The sequence below is a fragment of the Allobosea vaviloviae genome (genome assembly GCF_001298265.1).
In the GTDB taxonomy this organism is placed as follows: Bacteria; Pseudomonadota; Alphaproteobacteria; order Rhizobiales; family Beijerinckiaceae; genus Allobosea; species Allobosea vaviloviae_B.
This window is the reverse complement of record NZ_LGSZ01000028.1, coordinates 275,673-292,971: the sequence shown is the minus strand read 5'-3', so window position 1 is coordinate 292,971 and position 17,299 is coordinate 275,673. Positions and strand designations below refer to the sequence as shown.

21 protein-coding genes are annotated in these 17,299 nt (G+C 67.6%); 6 read left to right on the top strand and 15 right to left on the bottom strand.

Translation table 11 applies throughout. From position 1 onward, the window contains the following. Positions 1–125: 125 nt before the first annotated feature. The 3 genes from AE618_RS08060 to AE618_RS08050 all read left to right on the top strand — a co-directional run bounded on the left by AE618_RS08060 (position 126) and on the right by AE618_RS08050 (position 2,665). A complete protein-coding gene (locus AE618_RS08060; RefSeq protein WP_054208521.1) occupies positions 126–2,036 on the top strand; it encodes a propionyl-CoA synthetase in 1,911 nt (636 codons plus the stop codon). 77 nt (positions 2,037–2,113) lie between these two features. Beyond that, positions 2,114–2,374 carry a type II toxin-antitoxin system ParD family antitoxin gene (locus AE618_RS08055; RefSeq protein WP_197280714.1) on the top strand — a complete coding sequence of 87 codons (261 nt, stop codon included), beginning with the start codon at positions 2,114–2,116 and terminating at the stop codon, positions 2,372–2,374. A 6-nt stretch (positions 2,375–2,380) separates the two neighbouring features. Further along, the gene (locus tag AE618_RS08050) at positions 2,381–2,665 is read left to right on the top strand and encodes a type II toxin-antitoxin system RelE/ParE family toxin (RefSeq protein ID WP_054208519.1); all 285 of its coding nucleotides are present in this window, start codon (positions 2,381–2,383) and stop codon (positions 2,663–2,665) included. Between the two features lie 37 nt (positions 2,666–2,702). Here AE618_RS08050 and AE618_RS08045 read toward each other — a convergent pair whose 3' ends face one another. Beyond that, positions 2,703–3,425, bottom strand: coding sequence for a DUF1013 domain-containing protein (locus AE618_RS08045; protein WP_054208518.1), 723 nt, complete (start codon positions 3,423–3,425; stop codon positions 2,703–2,705). A gap of 216 nt (positions 3,426–3,641) precedes the next feature. On the opposite strand from AE618_RS08045, the gene AE618_RS08040 reads away from it, so the two are divergent. Beyond that, positions 3,642–3,842, top strand: a complete 201-nt coding sequence (locus AE618_RS08040; protein ID WP_054208517.1) for a DUF1192 domain-containing protein — start codon at positions 3,642–3,644, stop codon at positions 3,840–3,842. A gap of 308 nt (positions 3,843–4,150) precedes the next feature. Further along, the gene (locus AE618_RS08035) at positions 4,151–4,681 is read left to right on the top strand and encodes a DUF1465 family protein (protein WP_054208516.1); all 531 of its coding nucleotides are present in this window, start codon (positions 4,151–4,153) and stop codon (positions 4,679–4,681) included. 116 nt (positions 4,682–4,797) lie between these two features. Here AE618_RS08035 and rpmE read toward each other — a convergent pair whose 3' ends face one another. Continuing rightward, positions 4,798–5,034, bottom strand: coding sequence for a 50S ribosomal protein L31 (gene rpmE / locus AE618_RS08030; protein ID WP_054208515.1), 237 nt, complete (start codon positions 5,032–5,034; stop codon positions 4,798–4,800). 197 nt (positions 5,035–5,231) lie between these two features. Between rpmE and AE618_RS08025 the strand changes: the two genes are divergently transcribed. Then, a complete protein-coding gene (locus AE618_RS08025) occupies positions 5,232–6,962 on the top strand; it encodes an ABC transporter transmembrane domain-containing protein (protein WP_054208609.1) in 1,731 nt (576 codons plus the stop codon). Between the two features lie 11 nt (positions 6,963–6,973). On the opposite strand, the gene AE618_RS08020 is transcribed toward AE618_RS08025, so the two are convergent. The 13 genes from AE618_RS08020 to AE618_RS07960 all read right to left on the bottom strand — a co-directional run bounded on the left by AE618_RS08020 (position 6,974) and on the right by AE618_RS07960 (position 17,270). Next, complete coding sequence (locus AE618_RS08020; protein WP_054208514.1) at positions 6,974–7,396, bottom strand: DUF1036 domain-containing protein; 423 nt, start codon at positions 7,394–7,396, stop codon at positions 6,974–6,976. An 80-nt stretch (positions 7,397–7,476) separates the two neighbouring features. Further along, the gene (locus tag AE618_RS08015) at positions 7,477–8,325 is read right to left on the bottom strand and encodes an urea carboxylase-associated family protein (protein WP_054208513.1); all 849 of its coding nucleotides are present in this window, start codon (positions 8,323–8,325) and stop codon (positions 7,477–7,479) included. A 29-nt stretch (positions 8,326–8,354) separates the two neighbouring features. Beyond that, positions 8,355–8,678: a c-type cytochrome gene (locus AE618_RS08010; RefSeq protein ID WP_054208512.1), complete on the bottom strand. Its 324-nt coding sequence runs from the start codon at positions 8,676–8,678 to the stop codon at positions 8,355–8,357. An 8-nt stretch (positions 8,679–8,686) separates the two neighbouring features. Further along, positions 8,687–9,706 (bottom strand): peptidoglycan -binding protein, encoded by a 1,020-nt coding sequence (locus AE618_RS08005; protein ID WP_054208511.1) that lies wholly within the window; start codon positions 9,704–9,706, stop codon positions 8,687–8,689. 201 nt (positions 9,707–9,907) lie between these two features. Beyond that, complete coding sequence (locus tag AE618_RS08000; protein ID WP_054208510.1) at positions 9,908–10,924, bottom strand: hypothetical protein; 1,017 nt, start codon at positions 10,922–10,924, stop codon at positions 9,908–9,910. Positions 10,925–11,105: 181 nt separating this feature from the next. Next, a complete protein-coding gene (locus AE618_RS07995) occupies positions 11,106–11,891 on the bottom strand; it encodes an inositol monophosphatase family protein (protein WP_054208608.1) in 786 nt (261 codons plus the stop codon). A 123-nt stretch (positions 11,892–12,014) separates the two neighbouring features. After that, a complete protein-coding gene (locus AE618_RS07990) occupies positions 12,015–12,959 on the bottom strand; it encodes a tetratricopeptide repeat protein (protein ID WP_082365081.1) in 945 nt (314 codons plus the stop codon). Beyond that, positions 12,956–13,609, bottom strand: coding sequence for a thiamine phosphate synthase (locus AE618_RS07985; RefSeq protein ID WP_054208509.1), 654 nt, complete (start codon positions 13,607–13,609; stop codon positions 12,956–12,958). Before AE618_RS07985 ends, AE618_RS07990 begins: the two co-directional genes overlap by 4 nt. After that, entirely contained in the window at positions 13,606–14,796 is a 1,191-nt protein-coding gene (locus AE618_RS07980) for a benzoate/H(+) symporter BenE family transporter (protein ID WP_282568495.1), read from the bottom strand. The genes AE618_RS07985 and AE618_RS07980 overlap by 4 nt, the downstream gene beginning before the upstream one ends. An 85-nt stretch (positions 14,797–14,881) precedes the next feature. Next, positions 14,882–15,337, bottom strand: a complete 456-nt coding sequence (locus tag AE618_RS07975) for a RidA family protein (RefSeq protein ID WP_197280713.1) — start codon at positions 15,335–15,337, stop codon at positions 14,882–14,884. A 117-nt stretch (positions 15,338–15,454) separates the two neighbouring features. Further along, on the bottom strand, positions 15,455–15,778 hold the full coding sequence (locus AE618_RS07970; protein ID WP_054208507.1) for a low molecular weight protein tyrosine phosphatase family protein: 324 nt from the start codon (positions 15,776–15,778) through the stop codon (positions 15,455–15,457). 61 nt (positions 15,779–15,839) lie between these two features. Further along, a complete protein-coding gene (gene fba / locus AE618_RS07965; protein ID WP_054208506.1) occupies positions 15,840–16,922 on the bottom strand; it encodes a class II fructose-bisphosphate aldolase in 1,083 nt (360 codons plus the stop codon). 90 nt (positions 16,923–17,012) lie between these two features. Then, on the bottom strand, positions 17,013–17,270 hold the full coding sequence (locus AE618_RS07960; RefSeq protein WP_054208505.1) for a hypothetical protein: 258 nt from the start codon (positions 17,268–17,270) through the stop codon (positions 17,013–17,015). Positions 17,271–17,299 lie beyond the last annotated feature (29 nt).

Here is a 17,299-nt window from a genome sequence, read left to right as displayed (position 1 = left end):
GCATCTTCCGAAGCGCGGTAGAAGATCAAGGGCGCAGGGGCGTCATGTGCGAAAGTCGCTCTCGACGGCAGGCGGCGCCTCTGTGAAGGGAAGATCATAAAAACAAGCCGGGGGGAGGATGTGCGATGACCGAGGCGGGCCGTTACAAGCAGGCTTATGCGCGCTGGCAGGCCGATCCCGAGGCGTTCTGGGCGGAAGCCGCGCAAGCGATCGAGTGGATTTCGCCGCCGCAGCGCATCTTCGATGCCTCCCAGGGTGCCTATGGCCGCTGGTTTCCCGACGCGACCTGCAACACCTGCTTCAATGCGCTCGACCGGCATGTGCGCGACGGGCGCAGCGAGCAGCCGGCACTGATCCATGACAGCCCGGTCACGGGCACCAAGGCGGTCTACACCTACGCGCAGATGCTGGACGAGGTCTCGGCGCTGGCTGCAGTGCTGCAGGATCTCGGCGTCGGCAAGGGCGACCGCGTCGTCCTCTACATGCCGATGATCCCCGAGGCCGCCTTCGCGATGCTCGCCTGCGCCCGCATCGGCGCGGTGCATTCGGTGGTGTTCGGCGGCTTCGCGGCCAAGGAACTGGCGACACGGATCGAGGATGCGGCGCCCAAGGTCATCCTGGCCGCGACCTGCGGCATAGAGCCGAGCCGCGTCGTCGAATACAAGCCGCTGCTGGATACGGCGATCGACCTGTCGTCGCACAAGCCGCAGGCCTGCCTGATCCTGCAGCGGCCGCAGGTCGAAGCCTCGATGCATGCGACGCGCGACAAGAACTGGCGCATGCTGGTGGCCGCGGCCAAGGCCAATGGCCGCAAGGCGGACTGCGTCGCGGTCGCGGCGACCGACCCGCTCTATATCCTCTATACCTCGGGCACGACCGGCAGGCCCAAGGGCGTGGTGCGCGACAATGGCGGCCATATGGTCGTGCTGAAGTGGACCATGGACAATCTCTACGGGGTCAAGCCCGGCGAGGTGATAATCACGGCGTCCGATGTCGGCTGGGTCGTGGGCCACAGTTACATCGTCTATGCGCCGCTGCTGCAGGGCGCGACCTCGGTGCTCTACGAGGGCAAGCCGGTCGGCACGCCCGATGCGGGCGCCTTCTGGCGGCTGATCGCCGAGCACAAGGCGGTGGTGCTGTTCACGGCGCCGACCGCCTTCCGCGCCATCCGCAAGGAGGACCCGCAGGCGAGCCTGCTGCCGGCCTACGACCTGTCGCATTTCAGGGCGCTGTTCCTGGCGGGCGAGCGGGCCGATCCCGACACGCTGGTCTGGGCGCAGGACATCCTCAAGGTGCCGGTGATCGACCATTGGTGGCAGACCGAAACCGGCTCCTGCATCGTCGGCAATCCGATCGGCCTCGAACTGCTGCCGGTGAAGCCGGGGTCTCCGACCGTGCCGATGCCGGGTTACGACGTGCAATGCGTCGACGAGGGCGGGCGGCCGGTGCCCGCCGGTACGATGGGCGCCATCGTCATCAAGCTGCCCTTGCCGCCCTGCGCGCTGCCGACGCTGTGGCAGGCCGATGAGCGCTTCGTCGAATCCTATCTCGCGGCCTATCCGGGCTTCTACAACACCTCGGATGCCGGCTTCATCGACGCCGACGGCTATGTCTTCATCATGGGGCGCACCGACGACATCATCAACGTCGCCGGCCACAGGCTCTCCACGGGCGGCATGGAGGAGGTTCTGGCCTCGCATCCCGCGGTCGCCGAATGCGCCGTCGTCGGCGTCAGGGACGCGGTCAAGGGCGAACAGCCCTGCGGTTTCGTCGTGCTCAAATCCGGCATCACCCAGAGCCCGGATGCGATCGAGCGCGAATTGGTGGCGTTGATCCGCGAGAAGATCGGTCCGGTCGCGGCCTTCCGACTGGCGCTGACGGTCGGGCGCCTGCCGAAGACGCGCTCGGGCAAGATCCTGCGCGCGACGATGAAGAAGATTGCCGATGGCGAGGATTACGCCATGCCGGCGACGATCGAGGATGCATCGGTGCTCGACGAGATCGGCGTGGCGGTGAGGGGGCGGGGGCTAGGATAGGAGCGCCGCGAGATCTCTTATGCGTTCTTGTGAGGAATTGTGAGGACTGCTACATTTCGGGCATGAAACACGATGCCATGCGCCCCCTCACCATCTCGCTGTCGCCCAAGCAATTGTCGCGGCTGAGCCAAGCCGTCGAGAGCGGCGCCTACGCCTCCAACAGCGAGGTGGTTCGCGACGCGTTGCGCCTCTGGGAGCAGCGCGAGGAAATCCGCGCGCTGGAGCTGGCGCGGCTGAAGCAGGCTTATGACGAGGGGATCGCGAGCGGGGAGCCGGTCGAAGCCGACCTCGCCTTCGCACGCATTCGCGCCAATGTGTTCGGCGAACAAGATGCGTGACCGACGGTGAGCTTTCGCGTTCTGCCGCAGGCGATCAGCGACATCTCGGCCATCGCGGCCGGCATTCATCTGGATAGCCCTTCAGCGGCACGGCGCTGGATCGACGCGCTCTATCGACGCTTCGGCAATCTGGGCGGCATGCCGGGGATGGGCACGTCGCGCCCGGAACTGGGCCAGCGGGTCAGATTGTTCCCGCTCGGCCACTACGTCATTCTGTATGAGGAAGCCGCGGATGGGGTCGACATCGTCCGCGTCATCCATGGCAAACGCGACCCGGAGACCTGGCTCTAAGCGCCAGGCCTCAGACGCAAAGCCTCTGGAGGCAATCTCAGTCCTCGTCGTCCTCGGCGGGACGCTTCATCTGCTTCAGCTTGGAGAAGACGGAATCGACGTCGATCGCCGCTTCTTCCTCACGCTTGGGCTTGCCCATGTCGGAGAAGGTCTGGTTGAGCGGGGCGGGAGCGGGCGCCGTGGTCTCCTCGGCCGGAAGCAGGGTCGAGCCGGCTTCGACGACCATTGCGGGGCGGTCCTTGGCGGCGCGGCCGACCTCGAAGTCGAGATCGATCTGCGAGCACAGGCCCAGGCTCACCGGGTCGATCGGCGTCAGCGTCTGGGCGTTCCAATGGGTGCGGTCGCGGATCTGCGCGATGGTCGACTTGGTGGTGCCGATCAGGCGGATGACCTGCGCATCTTTCAGCTCGGGATGGTTGCGCAGCAGCCAGAGGATCGCGTTGGGACGGTCCTGGCGCTTCGAGACCGGGGTGTAGCGCGGCCCCTTGGTCTTCTTCATCTCCGGCACCTTGACCTTGCGCTCGGCGAGCTTGAGGTGATGGGCGGGGTTGGCGGCGGCGCGCTCGAGCTCCTCGCGGGTGAGCTGCCCGGAGTTGATCGGGTCCAGGCCCTTGATGCCGGCGGCGACTTCGCCATCGGCGATGCCGCGCACTTCCAGCGGGTGGAGTTTGCAGAACTCGGCGATCTGCTCGAAGGTCAGGGACGTGTTCTCGACCAGCCAGACCGCGGTGGCCTTCGGCATCAGCGGGGGATTCGACACGGACTGTCTCCTGAAGTCGCGGACAATAGCTCTCGGACGCCGACCGGCCTTCCCGGCCGGCCATCCACATCATCGACGATGAACAGGATGGCGCGCCTTATAGGTGAGGCGTGGGCGGCTGTCCAAGAAAAAGCAGTTCGGACCCGCCAAAGGCCGGCAGTGGCGTCTCGCGCCCGTCGGCCCTAGTCTGCGCCTCCCGCGCAGATGGAGGCGACGATGTCGCTGTTTTCCGACGATGACCGTCCGAAGCCCAAATCCGTCCACGAGATCGGGCAGGATCTGTCGATGCTGTCGCTGGCGGAGATCGATCTGCGCGTCGCGGCGCTGCAGGCCGAGATCGAGCGCCTGGCCGAGGCGCGGCTGAAGAAGGCGGCATCGCGCTCGGCCGCCGATTCGTTCTTCCGCAAGCCGGACTGAAAACCGAGATTGATGAAAAATGCGGCCGAGCCGGCCCGCGTTAAGCGGCCATTAACGATTCCAATCTATGAATCGAGACGTCCAGATTGTCTGGATGTGAGTGGCTCCTGCCCGCTCTGTTTGACGCCTCCCTGTTGACCTTCGAGCCGCCTCCGGGCGGCTCTTTTTTATGGTCTGTATCCCCGTTAAGGTTAACCACACCTTACCGGCGCGGGGGCGGCCCATCGGCGCTATCCTTGCGACTTCGGCGGCATGAACCGTGACGCGTGCCATGCGGATACGGGATTGTGCCGAGGGGAGACACCGCGATGAACGACGTGCTGATGCTGGAGCGGAATGCCGATGAGGGCGCGATCTCGTTCGCGCGCGGCTTCGTCAAGTCGGATGCCTTCATGGTGCTGTTTCGCGAGGGGATGGGGCTGGTCGAGCAGACGGCCGCTTATCTCGACGGCGACGGCCGCAAGGACTCGGCGGCACTGCCGCGCGAGGTCGCGCTGTCCTATGCGACCGAGAGCATGCGCCTGACGACGCGGCTGATGCAGATCGCCTCCTGGCTTCTGGTGCAGCGGGCGGTCGCGGAGGGCGAGATGACCGCCGAGCAGGCCCGCGCCGAGAACGACAAGGTCAGGATCCCCGAGCCGATGCTGCCGCCGGCCCAGCCCGATGCGGTGCTGCTGCCGCAGGGCCTGCGCGACCTGATGGACCATTCCTTCCGACTCCAGGGCCGGATTCGCCATCTCGAGGGCCAGATGTCGGGCAAGGTGGCTGCCACCGAGCAAGCCAATCCGGTCCAGGACCAGCTCGCCAGCCTGAAGGCCCGGCTCGGCCTGGCGCTCTGAGCAGGCCGCGACGAAGCACCGTTTTTCCAGAGGACAGGCTCAAACACGAAAGGCCCGGTCGCGAGACCGGGCCTTCTTGATTCAGATCAGCGCGGGCGAGAGCGCCCGCTGCCAGATCACTTCTTGCCGAGCGAGCCGATCGCGGCGAAGCGCGAGTTGAAGCGCGAAACGCGGCCGCCACGGTCCAGCATGTGCTGGGTGCCGCCGGTCCAGGCCGGGTGCGTCGTCGGGTCGATGTCGAGGTTGAGGGTGTCGCCCTCCTTGCCCAGCGTCGAACGGGTGAAGTATTCCGTGCCATTGGTCATGACGACCTTGATGGTGTGGTAGTCGGGGTGGATGCCGGTCTTGGCCATGGCTAAATCCTCAAACGTCGATAAACGGGCGTGGGCGACAAGCAGGCAAGCCTGCCCGGCCCGTCGAATAATTCGTATGAGCCTGTCGTGAAGTCGCGAGCACATATCGCAGCGCGGCCGACAGCGCAAGCAGAACAGGATCAAGACGCGTGGCCGAGCCTGAAAAAGACGACAAGACAGCCCGGCCCGATTTCCGTTTGCTGGCATCCTTCTGGCCCTATGCGCTGAAGCACAGGGGACGCATCGGGCTGGCACTGCTGGCCCTCGTCGTCGCCTCGGTCGCGACGCTGGCGCTGCCTGTGGCGGTGCGCCGGGTCATCGATGTCGGCTTCTCGGGCGGCGAGCAGCAGCTTGCCAACAGCTATTTCATCCTGCTGATCGGCGTTGTTGCCGTGCTGGCGCTGGCGAGTTCGGCCCGGTTCTACCTGGTCATGACTGTCGGCGAGCGCATCGTCGCCGATCTGCGCTCGGATGTGTTTTCGCATCTGACGCGGCTGGAGCCGGCCTTCTTCGATTCGAGCCGGGCCGGCGACCTTGTCTCGCGGCTGACCGCCGACACGACGCAGATCAAATCGACCTTCGGCTCGACGGCCTCGATCGCGCTGCGCAACGCCATCATGACCATCGGCGCGCTGAGCCTGATGATCATTACCAGCCCGCAGCTCTCGGCGATCGTGATCGGGGCGATCCCGCTGATCGTGCTGCCGCTCGTCTTCTCCGGGCGCTCGGTGCGCAAGCGCGCCCGGGCGGCGCAGGACCGGCTGGCGGACGCCTCGGCCTTCGCCGCCGAGGCTGTCGGTGCGATCCGCACGATGCAGTCCTTCGGCGCCTCCCGGCAGACGGCGGCGCGCTTCGCCTCGGCCTCCGACGAGGCCTATGACGCCTCGCGGGCGGCAACCGCCTCGCGGGCGCTTCTGTCGGGCGTCGCGATCTTCCTGGTCAGCGCCAGCGTCGTCTGGGTGCTGTGGACCGGGGCGACCGAGGTGTTCGAGGGCCGGATGTCCGGCGGGCGGCTGTCGCAGTTCCTGCTCTATGCGGTGCTGGCGGCGAGTTCGCTGGGTCAGCTCTCCGAGGTCTATGGCGAGATCTCGGCCGCGGCCGGCGCCGCAGGCCGGCTCGGCGAGATCCTGGCGATGAAGCCGGCCATTGCCGCCCCCGCCCATCCCAGGCCGATGCCGCAGCCGTCTCGCGGTGAACTCTCTTTCGAGGACGTCGCCTTCAGCTATCCCAGCCGTAGCGTCGCGGCGCTGTCCCAGCTCAGCTTCACGGTGCAGCCCGGCGAGCGCGTCGCGCTGGTCGGGCCTTCCGGCGCGGGCAAGAGCACGGTGCTGCAGCTGGCGCTGCGCTTCTTCGATCCGGCGTCTGGCCGTGTCGTCGTCGATGGCGTCGCGGGGCCGGAGGCCGATCCCGAGGCCTGGCGGGAGCGCTTCGCGCTGGTGCCGCAGGAGCCGACGGTGTTTGGCGTCTCGGTGCGCGACAACATCGCCTATGGCCGCCCCGAGGCGACGCTTGCGCAGGTCGAGGAGGCGGCAAGGCTGGCTGCTGCCGACGACTTCATCCGGGCCCTGCCAAAGGGCTACGACACGATCGTCGGAGAGCGCGGCGTGACGCTGTCGGGCGGGCAGCGGCAGCGGCTGGCGATCGCCCGCGCGGTCCTGAAGGACGCGCCGATCCTGCTGCTCGACGAGGCGACGAGCGCGCTCGATTCAGAAAGCGAGCGCGCGGTGCAGGACGCGCTCGACGCGCTGATGAAAGGCCGCACCACGCTGGTGGTCGCGCACCGCCTCGCGACGATCCTCTCGGCCGACCGCATCCTGGTGATGGAGGACGGGCGCGTGGTCGAGGAGGGCACCCATGCCGAGCTCAAGGCGCGCGGCGGGCTCTATGCAAGGCTGGCGGCACTGCAATTCGGGCTGGAGACGGCGTAGCGGCGCGCCGCTCAGGAGTTGAGGTTGATCGTGTACTTGCCGGCATTCGGGACCGTGCCCTTGAAGCCGACATTGCGCTCGCCCGTTGCGCAGGTTCCGCCGACGATCTCGCGGGTGATCGCCCGGCTGGGCACGCAGAAGGTCTTGTCGACGCCTGATGCGGCGGGCCAGTGCAGGGTCCGGCCTTCCTTCTCCGCATAGTAGTAGAACAGCGCGGTGTTCCAGCGGGCGACGCTCTTGCAGCCGCCGGCGGGAATCGTCTGCCAGGCGGTCAGCGTCCATTTCTTGGTCGCCGGGGGGACATGCGCCAGCGCGGTGAAGATCTTCGAGCCGGTCTTGTTGCAGAAAACGATCTCGGTCTGCTGCTGTTGGGCGACGACCGGCGTGCCGATCAACATCACGGCAGCGAACGCCACCAGGCCTGCAATTTTCATTCTGCTTCCCCCCGGAAACTCTCTCGACTGCCCATCAGTCTTCCGCAAGGTCATGCTTGTCAAACGACGCCTGGACTTCGTCAGAGGCCATGCGTGCGCGGATAGGCGCTGCGCTTCGGCGGCGTCCAGCCTGCCAGCAGCTCCGGCTGCGTGCGGAAGATCTCGACCTTGAGCGGATGGCAGGCGGCGACGTCGCTGGAATGGGTCGTGCTGCAATCGCCGCCCGGGCAGGCCGACAGCGCGGCGAGCAGGTCGATCTCGGCGAAGAGTTCCAGATAGTCGCCCGGCCGCACCGGGCTCGCCTTCATGAAGTACTGATGCGTGTCGCGGGTGAAGCCGGTGCACATGAAGACGTTGAGCACGTCGTGGACATGCATTTCCGCATCCTTCACGGCTAGACCCTTCGCCTTTGCCAGAGCCCGCGTCAGGTTGGAATGGCAGCAATGGTGGTAGTCGCCGCCCGATAGCAGGCGGTTGGTGTAGGGGTCGCAGCGCGTGCCGATGACGTCGTGGATGCCGCCGCCATCGGCGTCGAAGCCGTACCAGCCGAGCGTGTCGTGGCTGATCGTCGCCATCGGCCTCAAGGACGGCAGGCTGCTCCAGAGCCGGTCCCCGGTCGAGACATGGGTGGCGTGGAGCTGGCGCGTCTTGCCGCTGAAGAAGCGCTCGGAGAGGTCGTTGCTGTTCCAGAGATTGAGGTCGCCGACCTGCGGGCCGTCGACGCCGACGATGCGGACGAAGTGGCCGGCAGGGACGTGGAAGGCCTCGGCGTCGCGGGGCGCGACGAGAACCTCGTCGATCTTCGTCAGATGGTGCCGGGCGCGTTCGAGCATCGCCATGTCGGGTTTCGGCAAGGCCTCGACGGGGTAGCAGACGGTCAGGGGCCTGGCGCGGCGCTGCGCGGCGTCGGCGGGCTCGGCTGTCGACATGGTTCTCGCTCCTCCCATTCGGCGCGTGGTCAGCGCGGCGGCAGTGCCGCGTAATAGGCGGCGAGCGCCGCGATCTCGTCGACGCTCATGGTCCGCGCCATATAGCGCATCTCCTTGTGGACGCGCTTGCCGGAGCGGAACGCCATCATCTGGTTGAACAAATAGCGCTCGTTCTGGCCGGCGAGATGGGGCACCTCGGTGTCACGCGCGATGCCGTCGAGGCCATGGCAGGCCGCGCAATCCTCGACGGTGGCATGGCGGGGTTCGGCGAGGGCTGAGCCGCCGGCAAGGATGAGCATCAGCGCCAGCGCCTTAAAGGCCGAACGCCGGTGCCGGCGACGAACGTCAGACATGGCGGACCTCACCGCTCGGTGATCTTGAATTCGATGCGGCGGTTGCGGCGCCAGGCCTCGTCATTGTTGGCGACGTCGAGCGGCTGGTTGTCACCAAATCCGGTCGCGGCGATGCGGTCGGCCGGGATGCCCTTGGTGACGAGGTACTCGACGACCGCGATGGCGCGGCCGGCGGAGAGATGCCAGTTGGTGGGGTAGAGCGGGTTGTTTCGGATCGGCCGGTTGTCGGTATGGCCGTCGACGCGCAGGATCCAGGGGATGTCAGGCGGCATCTCGCGGCCGAGATCGGCGATGATGGCGCCGAGCTTGTCGAGTTCGCCGCGCCCTTCCGGCTTGAGCACGGCCTGGCCGGCGTCGAAGAAAACCTCGGACTGGAAGACGAAGCGGTCGCCGACGACGCGGATGTCGGGCCGCGTGCCGAGCACCTGGCGCAGGCGGCCGAAGAAGTCGGAGCGGTAGCGCGCCAGCTCCTGCACGCGCTGGGCCAGTGCCACGTTCAGCCGCGAGCCGAGCTCGGAGATACGGGCCTGCGATTCCTTGTCCCTGGCCTCGGATGCGCCCAGCGCCTCCTCCAGGGCCGCGAGCTGGCGCCGCATCGCGATGATCTGCTGGTTGACCAGGTCGACGGTCGATTGCGCGCGGGCGGAGAGCTGCTTCTCGGCTTCCAGAGCCTTCTGGGCCTCGCCGAGCTGGGCGGCCTGGTTGCCGGGCTGCGCGGCGAGCAAGTCCTGGACGCGGCCGCGCTCGGCCTGCTCGCGGGTCAGTGAGGATTGCAGCAATTGCAGGCTCTCCTGCGCCTGGCGGTTCGAGGACCGCTCCAGCGCCAGCAGGTCGGTCAGCTCCGAGATCTGGCGGTTCAGCCGGTCGAGCGCGGTGTCCTTGCCGGTCAGCTCCTGCGAGAGGAAGAACTGGCCGAGCACGAAGACCGCGAGCAGGAAGACGATGCCGATCAGCATCGTCGAGAGCGCGTCGACGAAGCCCGGCCAGAAATTGACCTCGTCGCGGCGGTGGGAGCGGGAGAGGGCCATGGTGTTTCCGTGTCCCCTAAATCGCCTGTTCGTTCAAACGCACCGTCATCCCGGGCGACCGCAGGGAGACCCGGGATCCATTCCGAAACCTCTCCGGTCGATGCTCCGGAATGGATCCCGGATCTCCGCTTCGCTGCGTCCGGGATGACCGCTCGTCGGTGGGCCGGGCGCTGATGAACGCAAGGGGACGAGCCAGCCGCATCACGGCTCCATCACATTGTCGGCAGTGAGGCGTTCCAGGAGCCGCTTGAGATCCTTCTCGCGCGAGGCCTGCGCCTCGACCCAGTCGCGGATGAGCTGCTGCTCGGAGCGCATGTGCTGGACGAGGCCCTGGATGCCCTCGGCGAGACTGGCCAGCGCCTGCGTCGCGGCGCGGTTGTTGGCGCCGCTTTCCGTCATCGCGGCGCCGAGTCTGTCGAGCCTGTCGGCGAGCGGATCGCCGGTGAGCGGCTGGAGCCCCGGGCCGGCGAGGGGAGCGCTGGCGATGCGGGTGCCGAGCCAGCTCTCGACCTCGTTGCGGAAGCGGCGCTGCGCCTGCGCCACCTGCAATTCGAGGAAGCCGAGGATCAGCGAGCCGGCGATGCCGAAGAGCGAGGAGGAGAAGGACAGGCCCATGCCGGCAAGCGGGGCGGCGAGGCCGGCCTTGAGCTCGTCGAACAGCACGCCGGCCTCGGCGCCGGTGCGCAGCGACTTGATGACGTTGCCGATCGAGGAGACCGTGTCGAGCAGGCCCCAGAAGGTGCCGAGCAGGCCGAGGAAGACCAGGAGCCCGCCGAGGTAGCGCAGCACCTCGCGCCCGTCATCGAGCCTGACCGCGATCGATTCGAGCACGGTCGCGGCCTGGGACGGCGCCAGGCTGCGGGCATCGAGCGCCGACAGCACGGGACCGAGCGGCGAGATGACCTGTCCGCGCCGGATCTCCGCCTCGGCGGGCGCCGCCGCCAGCCGGGTCGCGGCGCGAGCCTCGGAATGGATGCGCCAGAGTTCGCGCAGGGCGATCAGCGTGCCGACCAGCAGCGAGCCGAGGATCAGGCCGTTCAGGCCCGGATTGGTCATGAAGGCCGTGACCAGGCCGGCCTGCAGGATGAAGCCGAGGAAGCCGATCAGCGCGAGAAACAGAACCGAGCGGATGACGTAGCGCAGGGGCCGCGAGAAACGGGTCTCCTCCCGGGCGTGTGCGGCCGTCTCTTGCTCGGCCGCAAAGTCCTCATTCGCCATGCTTCGTCTTCCGTTCGTCTCGATATTCGAGAGCGTGATGTCGCCCGAAAACCGGTTCCCACTTTTCGGCATCATGCTCGGACCGCGACGGGACTGTCGCCTCCCGTGCCGCGATGATCAAGCGCGAAAGATCAAAGACATATGACGGGGTGTCGACGGAAGCCGGGTTTGGCTGCGCCGTTCAGGCCGCCTTGAGCGCGGCCCGCAGCGCCGGCTCGCCGATCTCGTTGCCGCAGATGATGTCGCGCGCCATCGTCGGCTGCTTGCCGTCGAGCGTGCCGAAGGTGCCGCCGGCCTCGCGGATCATCACGGCGCCCGCGGCGAAATCCCAGGTGTTGAGATCGCGCTCCCACCAGGCGTCGAAGCGGCCGGCGGCGACATAGGCGATGTCGAGCGCGGCGCAGCCCATGCGCCGGACATTGGAGAAGCGCGTCATTACGGCGCCGAGCTCGCGCAGGAAGAGCGGGTGGCCGCCCTTGCCGATATGGGGCACGCCCATGCCGATCAGCATCTCGGTCGGCTCGCGGCGGCCGGAGACGCGCATGCGGCGGTTGTTGACATAGGCGCCCTTGCCCTTCTCGGCGATGAAGAGCTCGTCCTTGGCGGCGTCGTAGATCACGCCGGCGATGAACTGGTTGTCGCGCTCCAGCGCCACCGAGATGTTCCAGTGCGGGATGCCGCGCAGGAAGTTGTGGGTGCCGTCGAGCGGGTCGATATGCCAGCGGTTGCTCTCGTCGGTGCCGGCGACGCTGCCGGCCTCCTCCATCACGAAGCCGTAGCCCGGACGGGCCTTTTCCAGCGCCGCGCGGATGATCTCCTCGGCCTTGGTGTCGGCCTTGGAGACGAAATCGCCCGGACCCTTGGCGAGGACCTGCAGATTCTCGACCTCGCCGAAATCGCGCTTCAGCGAGCGGGACGCCTTCATCACGGCGTCGGTCATCACGGTCATCAGGGGGGAGCGGATCATCATAAACCTCGTTCGCGCCGTTCCGGCGCCATCCTGCAGCCCATTCGTAAGGAGCCGCAAAGCGGCCCTCGCTACGGGGGGCTCAACAATCAGTTGAAATTCAACCGGTCACTTGCTCGCCCGTCACGGCGACGTCAAGGCCGCTCCCTCGATACGGCTGGCCGCGAGGCGGGCGGCGCGGCCCTGCTGCTCGGGTGTCAGGCGGTCGAAAAGCTGGTCGAGGGCGGGATCGTCGAGGCCTCGCGCCCGTGCCGCCAGATGCCAGGCTGCCGCCTCGATCGAGTCAGGCGGGATGCCGCGTCCGATCTGGTAGAGCCGCGCGATCCGGTTCTGCGCGATCGGGTTGCCCTTGCCGGCCGCGCGCAGGAACAGCTTGGCGGCGGCGGTCTCGTCGCGGGCGACGCCCGCGCCGTTGAACAGCATGATCGCGTATTCCACCTCTGCGGGGATGTTGCCGGTCTGCACGGCCTTCGCCATCCACTCCGCAGCGACGACGTCGCTCCTGGGCAGGCCGCGGCCCTGCTTGGCGAGCGTGCCGAGGGCGTACATGGCGTCGCCGATGCCGCCCTTCGCCGCGATCTCGAGGCTTGCCACTGCGCGCGCGTCGTCCTCGGGCTGCCCGGTGGCGAGCAGGGCCAAGGCGAGGTTGTAGTTGGCCGCGGCGTTGCCGGCCGCAGCCGCCTGCCGCAGCAATGTGCCGGCGCGGGCCGTATCGCGGCGGCCGCCGGCGTCGTCGAGCAATGCGATCGCCAGGGCATAGGTGGCGTTGATGTCGCCGCGCGCGGCGGCGCGCTCATACCATTCCGTCGCGATCTTCTGGTTGGGCGGCACGCCGAGGCCCTGCCGATAGAGCTCGCCGACCAGCGTCATCGCGGCGGCGTCGCTGCTGTCGGCCTCGATGCGCTTGAGCGCCTCGGTCAGCGCGCGGCGATAATGGCCGGTCTGGTAGGCTGCATAGGCGAGGTCGCGCTCGACGGCCGCGGCCGGGAGCGCCAGCGAGGCCAGGGGCAGAAGCAGCAGGCCGACCGACAGCAGACGGCGCGCAAGGCCGCGGCGCGCGCGCCTCATCTGGCGGCTTTCCGCGCGATGCGGGCGGCGATGGCCTCGTTCGCCTCCGCGACCAAAGCGCGGATGTCGCGGCCCTCCTCGAAGGCCCAGGCCCCCAGCGCGATGAATTCGGCGCCGGTCTCGACCAGGGCAGCCACGGATTCGGGGTCAGGCGCGTAGGCCACGCAAGGCGTCTCGAAGATCTCGGCCCACCAGCCGGCGCGCTCGATCACGGCCGCGAGCGGCGGCAGGCTGCCATCCGGGCGGGGGTCGCCGAACATGACGTAATCCACGCCGGCCTCGCCGACATCCATGGCGTCGTGGCGGGCGCGCAAGGCCCCGGCGCCGATGATGCGCTCGCCCTTCAGGCTGGAGCGGGCCTCGGCGATCGCCTCGGGGCCGCCAGTCAGGTGGACGCCGTCGGCGCCGCCGCGCGCGGCGACCAGGGCGCTGTCCTCGACCACCAGCGCCACATTGGCGCCCTGGACGGGGCCGGCGAGGCGCTTGACGCGCTCGATGCGGCTGCGCTCGTCGCCATCGGTCAGGCGCAGCAGAACCGCGGCGAGATCGCCGCCGGCCTGGGCCTGCATCAGCTTGAAGGCCATCGCATCGGCATCCGCCACAGGCGGGGTGACGAGCATCAGGCGGGTGGGTGGGTTCTGTGTGGTCATGATCTTGCGCGCAAACGGCCCGCGATGGCGTCCAATGTCAAGACGCCGAGGCCGGCAACGAGGCTCCAGAAGGCCGAGCCCACCCCGAACAGCGACAGGCTGGAGGCGGCGACGGCGAAGGTGACGATCGCCGCGAAGCGGTCCCGGTCGGATGACATCGCCTGTCCGAGCGCGCCGGTCAGCGAGCCGACGAGGCCCAGACCCGCAACGGCGACGATCAGCGCCTTGGGCATGGCGACGATCAGGGCGAGCAGAAGACCGGCCGTCGCGGCGATGGCGAGCCAGGCGAACCCGTAGACGACGCCGGCCTTCCAGCGCTGTGCGGGATCGCGATGCGTGTCGGGGCCCGTGCAGATCGAGGCTGATATCGCGGCCATGTTGACCATATGGGCTCCCAGCGGCGCGGTGAGGAGCGACGTCAGGCCGGTGACGAACAGGCAGGAGGGGACGGGCGGGTGGAAGTCCGCGGCGCGCAGCACGGCGAAGCCCGGCAGGTTCTGCGCCGCCATGGTGACGAGATAGAGCGGGACGCCGACGCCGAGCATGGCCGCGATATCGAGGCGCGGTGTGACGAATTCGAGGCCGGTCAGCGCAAATCCCACCGAGGGCCAGCTGGCGAGCCCGCCCGCGAAGCTGAGCGCGAGGCCGGCGCCGAGCGCGGCGATGACGCCGAGGAAGGGGTTGATCAGCCGTGCCATCAGGAACACCGCCAGCAGCGGCAGGACGAGGCCCGGCGAGAGCCGCATCTCGTCGAACACCGCGACGACGAAGCGGAAGATCACGCCGGCCAGCATCGCGGCGGCGATCGGCATCGGGATGCGCTCGATCAGCGCGCCGAGCGGGCGGAAGGCTGCGGTCAGCATCATCAGTGCGGCCGCAAGCAGGAAGGCGCCGACGGCCGCCGCCATGTCGACACCGCTCGTCGCGGCGATCAGCGCGGCTCCGGGCGTCGACCACGCGCAGATGATCGGCATGCGGTGGCGCCAGGACAGCCAGATGCTGGCGAGGCCCTTGGCGATGGCGAGGCCGGCGATCCAGGAGACGGTCTGCGCCGGCGTCGCGCCCACAGCCTGGGCCGCCGCCAGCACGACGGCGACGGAGGCGGCGAAGCCGACGAAGACCGCGACCAGCGCTGAAAAGACGATCGACATCGGCCATCTGCTGCGAAGACGCCAGACCGCTTCGATGCGCCCCGGCTGGGAGCGTCTTCAACCAGAAATCGTTGCCGGATGGAAGGCGGAAGCGGAACGTCCGCGCTTCCGGGATAGCAGGCTATTCGTCGCCGACGACGGCGACGGCCTGGACCTCGACGAGGAAGCCCGGCACCGCCAGCGCCGAGATGGTGATCTGGGCGCTGGCAGGCGGGTTCTTCGCGAAGAGCTCGTTGCGGACCTTGGAGAGCTGGTCACGGAAGCGCGCATCCGTGAGATAGACCGTCATCGTCACGATGTCCGAGAGCTTGCCGCCTTGCTTGGCGAGCGTGCGCTCGATCTCGCGGAAGATGAAGCGGATCTGGCCCTCGACATCGCCGGCCAGCGACTTGCCCTGCTCGTCGGCGAGCGTGGTCACGCCCGCGAGCCAGATCGTCTTGCCGCCCTTTGTCACGACGCCGGGCGAATAGCTGCGGCCCGCCTGTTCGGGTGGCAGCGGGATGAACTCACGCGCCATGACGGGAGCTGTCGGCGCCATCAGAGCAGCGACGGTGAGGGCAGATGCGATGAGCTTCATGGCGGCGTCCGGGTCGAGGCGAGATGCGCGATCGACGCAAGGATCAGGCCATATGTCGGTGGGCATGACCGGTCAGCGGAGCTTCGATGGCGAGCCCATCGAAAACGCGCCTGCGCGTCAGCGCAGATGCCGGGCGACCTTGCTCTCGAGCAGCGCCACGAGAGCGGGATCCATGAAGGCATAGTCGTCGGGGATGTCGAGACAGACCAGACGGGTCGACTTCATGTGCTTGCCGAAGCGCTGCCGCAGCTTGGCCGCGTGGACGCGCTCCATGACGAAGACGATGTCGGCCCATGCGACGAGGTCGCCCGTCAGCGGCACATCGGCATCGTGATTGGTGCCGGCCGACGCGACCTCAAGGCCGCGCCGCGTCGAGAATACCTGCTCGGCCGTGGGGCTGCGCAGGCGGTTGCGGCTGCAGACGAAGAGGACTTTCCTCATGCGATGCAACGCAGGCGGTCGGCGCGGATGAAGACGGGCAGCGCCCGCGCCGGACGCTGGCTCAAGCGGCCTTCGGCGAACCGAAGGTCGGGTCGAGCTCGCCCTTGGCGTAGCGCTTGGCCATCTCGGCGGTGGTGGCGACGCGCTTGATCTTGCTGGCCTGGCCGGCGGTGTTGAACTCCTGCAGGCGAAGCGAGCAGAGCTTCGTCATCGCCTCCATGGCGGGCTTGAGGTATTTGCGCGGGTCGAACTCGCCGGGATGCTCGGAGAGAATCTTGCGGATCTGTCCGGTCATCGCCATGCGGTTGTCGGTGTCGATGTTGATCTTGCGAACGCCGTGCTTGATGCCGCGCTGGATCTCCTCGACCGGCACGCCCCAGGTCTGGGGCATCTTGCCGCCATACTGATTGATGATGTCCTGGAGGTCCTGCGGCACGCTGGACGAGCCGTGCATGACGAGGTGCATGCTCGGCAGCTTCTTGTGGATCTCCTCGATGACGTTCATCGCCAGGATCGCGCCGTCGGGCTTGCGGGTGAACTTGTAGGCGCCATGCGAGGTGCCCATGGCGATGGCGAGCGCATCGACCTTGGTCTCGGCAACGAACTTCACGGCCTCGTCCGGGTTGGTCAGGAGCTGGTCATGGGAGAGCTTGCCCTCGAAGCCGTGACCGTCCTCCTTCTCGCCTTCGCCCGACTCAAGCGAGCCGAGCACGCCGAGCTCACCCTCGACCGAAATGCCGCCGAGATGGGCCATGTCGACGACCTGCTTGGTGACGCCGACATTGTAGTCCCAATCGCCCGGTGTCTTGCCGTCGGCATGCAGCGAGCCGTCCATCATCACCGAGGTGAAGCCGGCCTGGATGGCGGTCATGCAGGTCGCGGCTTCGTTGCCATGGTCGAGATGCACGCAGACGGGGATGTGCGGATAGATCTCGGTGACCGCGTCCATCATGTGCTTGAGCATGATGTCGTTGGCGTAGCTGCGGGCGCCGCGCGAGGCCTGGATGATGACGGGGGCGTCGGTGGCGTCCGCCGCGGCCATGATCGCCAGGGCCTGCTCCATGTTGTTGATGTTGAAGGCGGGCACGCCGTAGTCGTTTTCGGCGGCATGGTCGAGCAACTGACGGAGCGTGATGCGGGCCACGATGGAACTCCCCTTGAGGCAATGGATCTGGGGAGCGTTTAAAAGCCAACTGCGTCAAAGGTAAAGCGAAAGCGGGGAAAACGCTTAAAATCAGAGGCCGCGCGCTTCCAGCACGCGAACGCGCTCCTCGACGGCGGCAAGGTCCTCGGCAAATTGTCCGGCGGCGCCCTTAGCCATCACCAGCAGTCCGGCGGTGTCGCGGCGATGCTTGCGGACAAGGTCACCCATCTCGTCGAAGCGCTTCTCGAACCCTTCGAAACGAGCGTTCATGTCGGTTCGGAGCGATGACATGTCGGCCTGAATTCTCTTCAGGATTTCGAACATCGCTGTCTGCACGTTCTCGGTCATCGCAGCGCTCCCCGAAGCGATGAGAACAT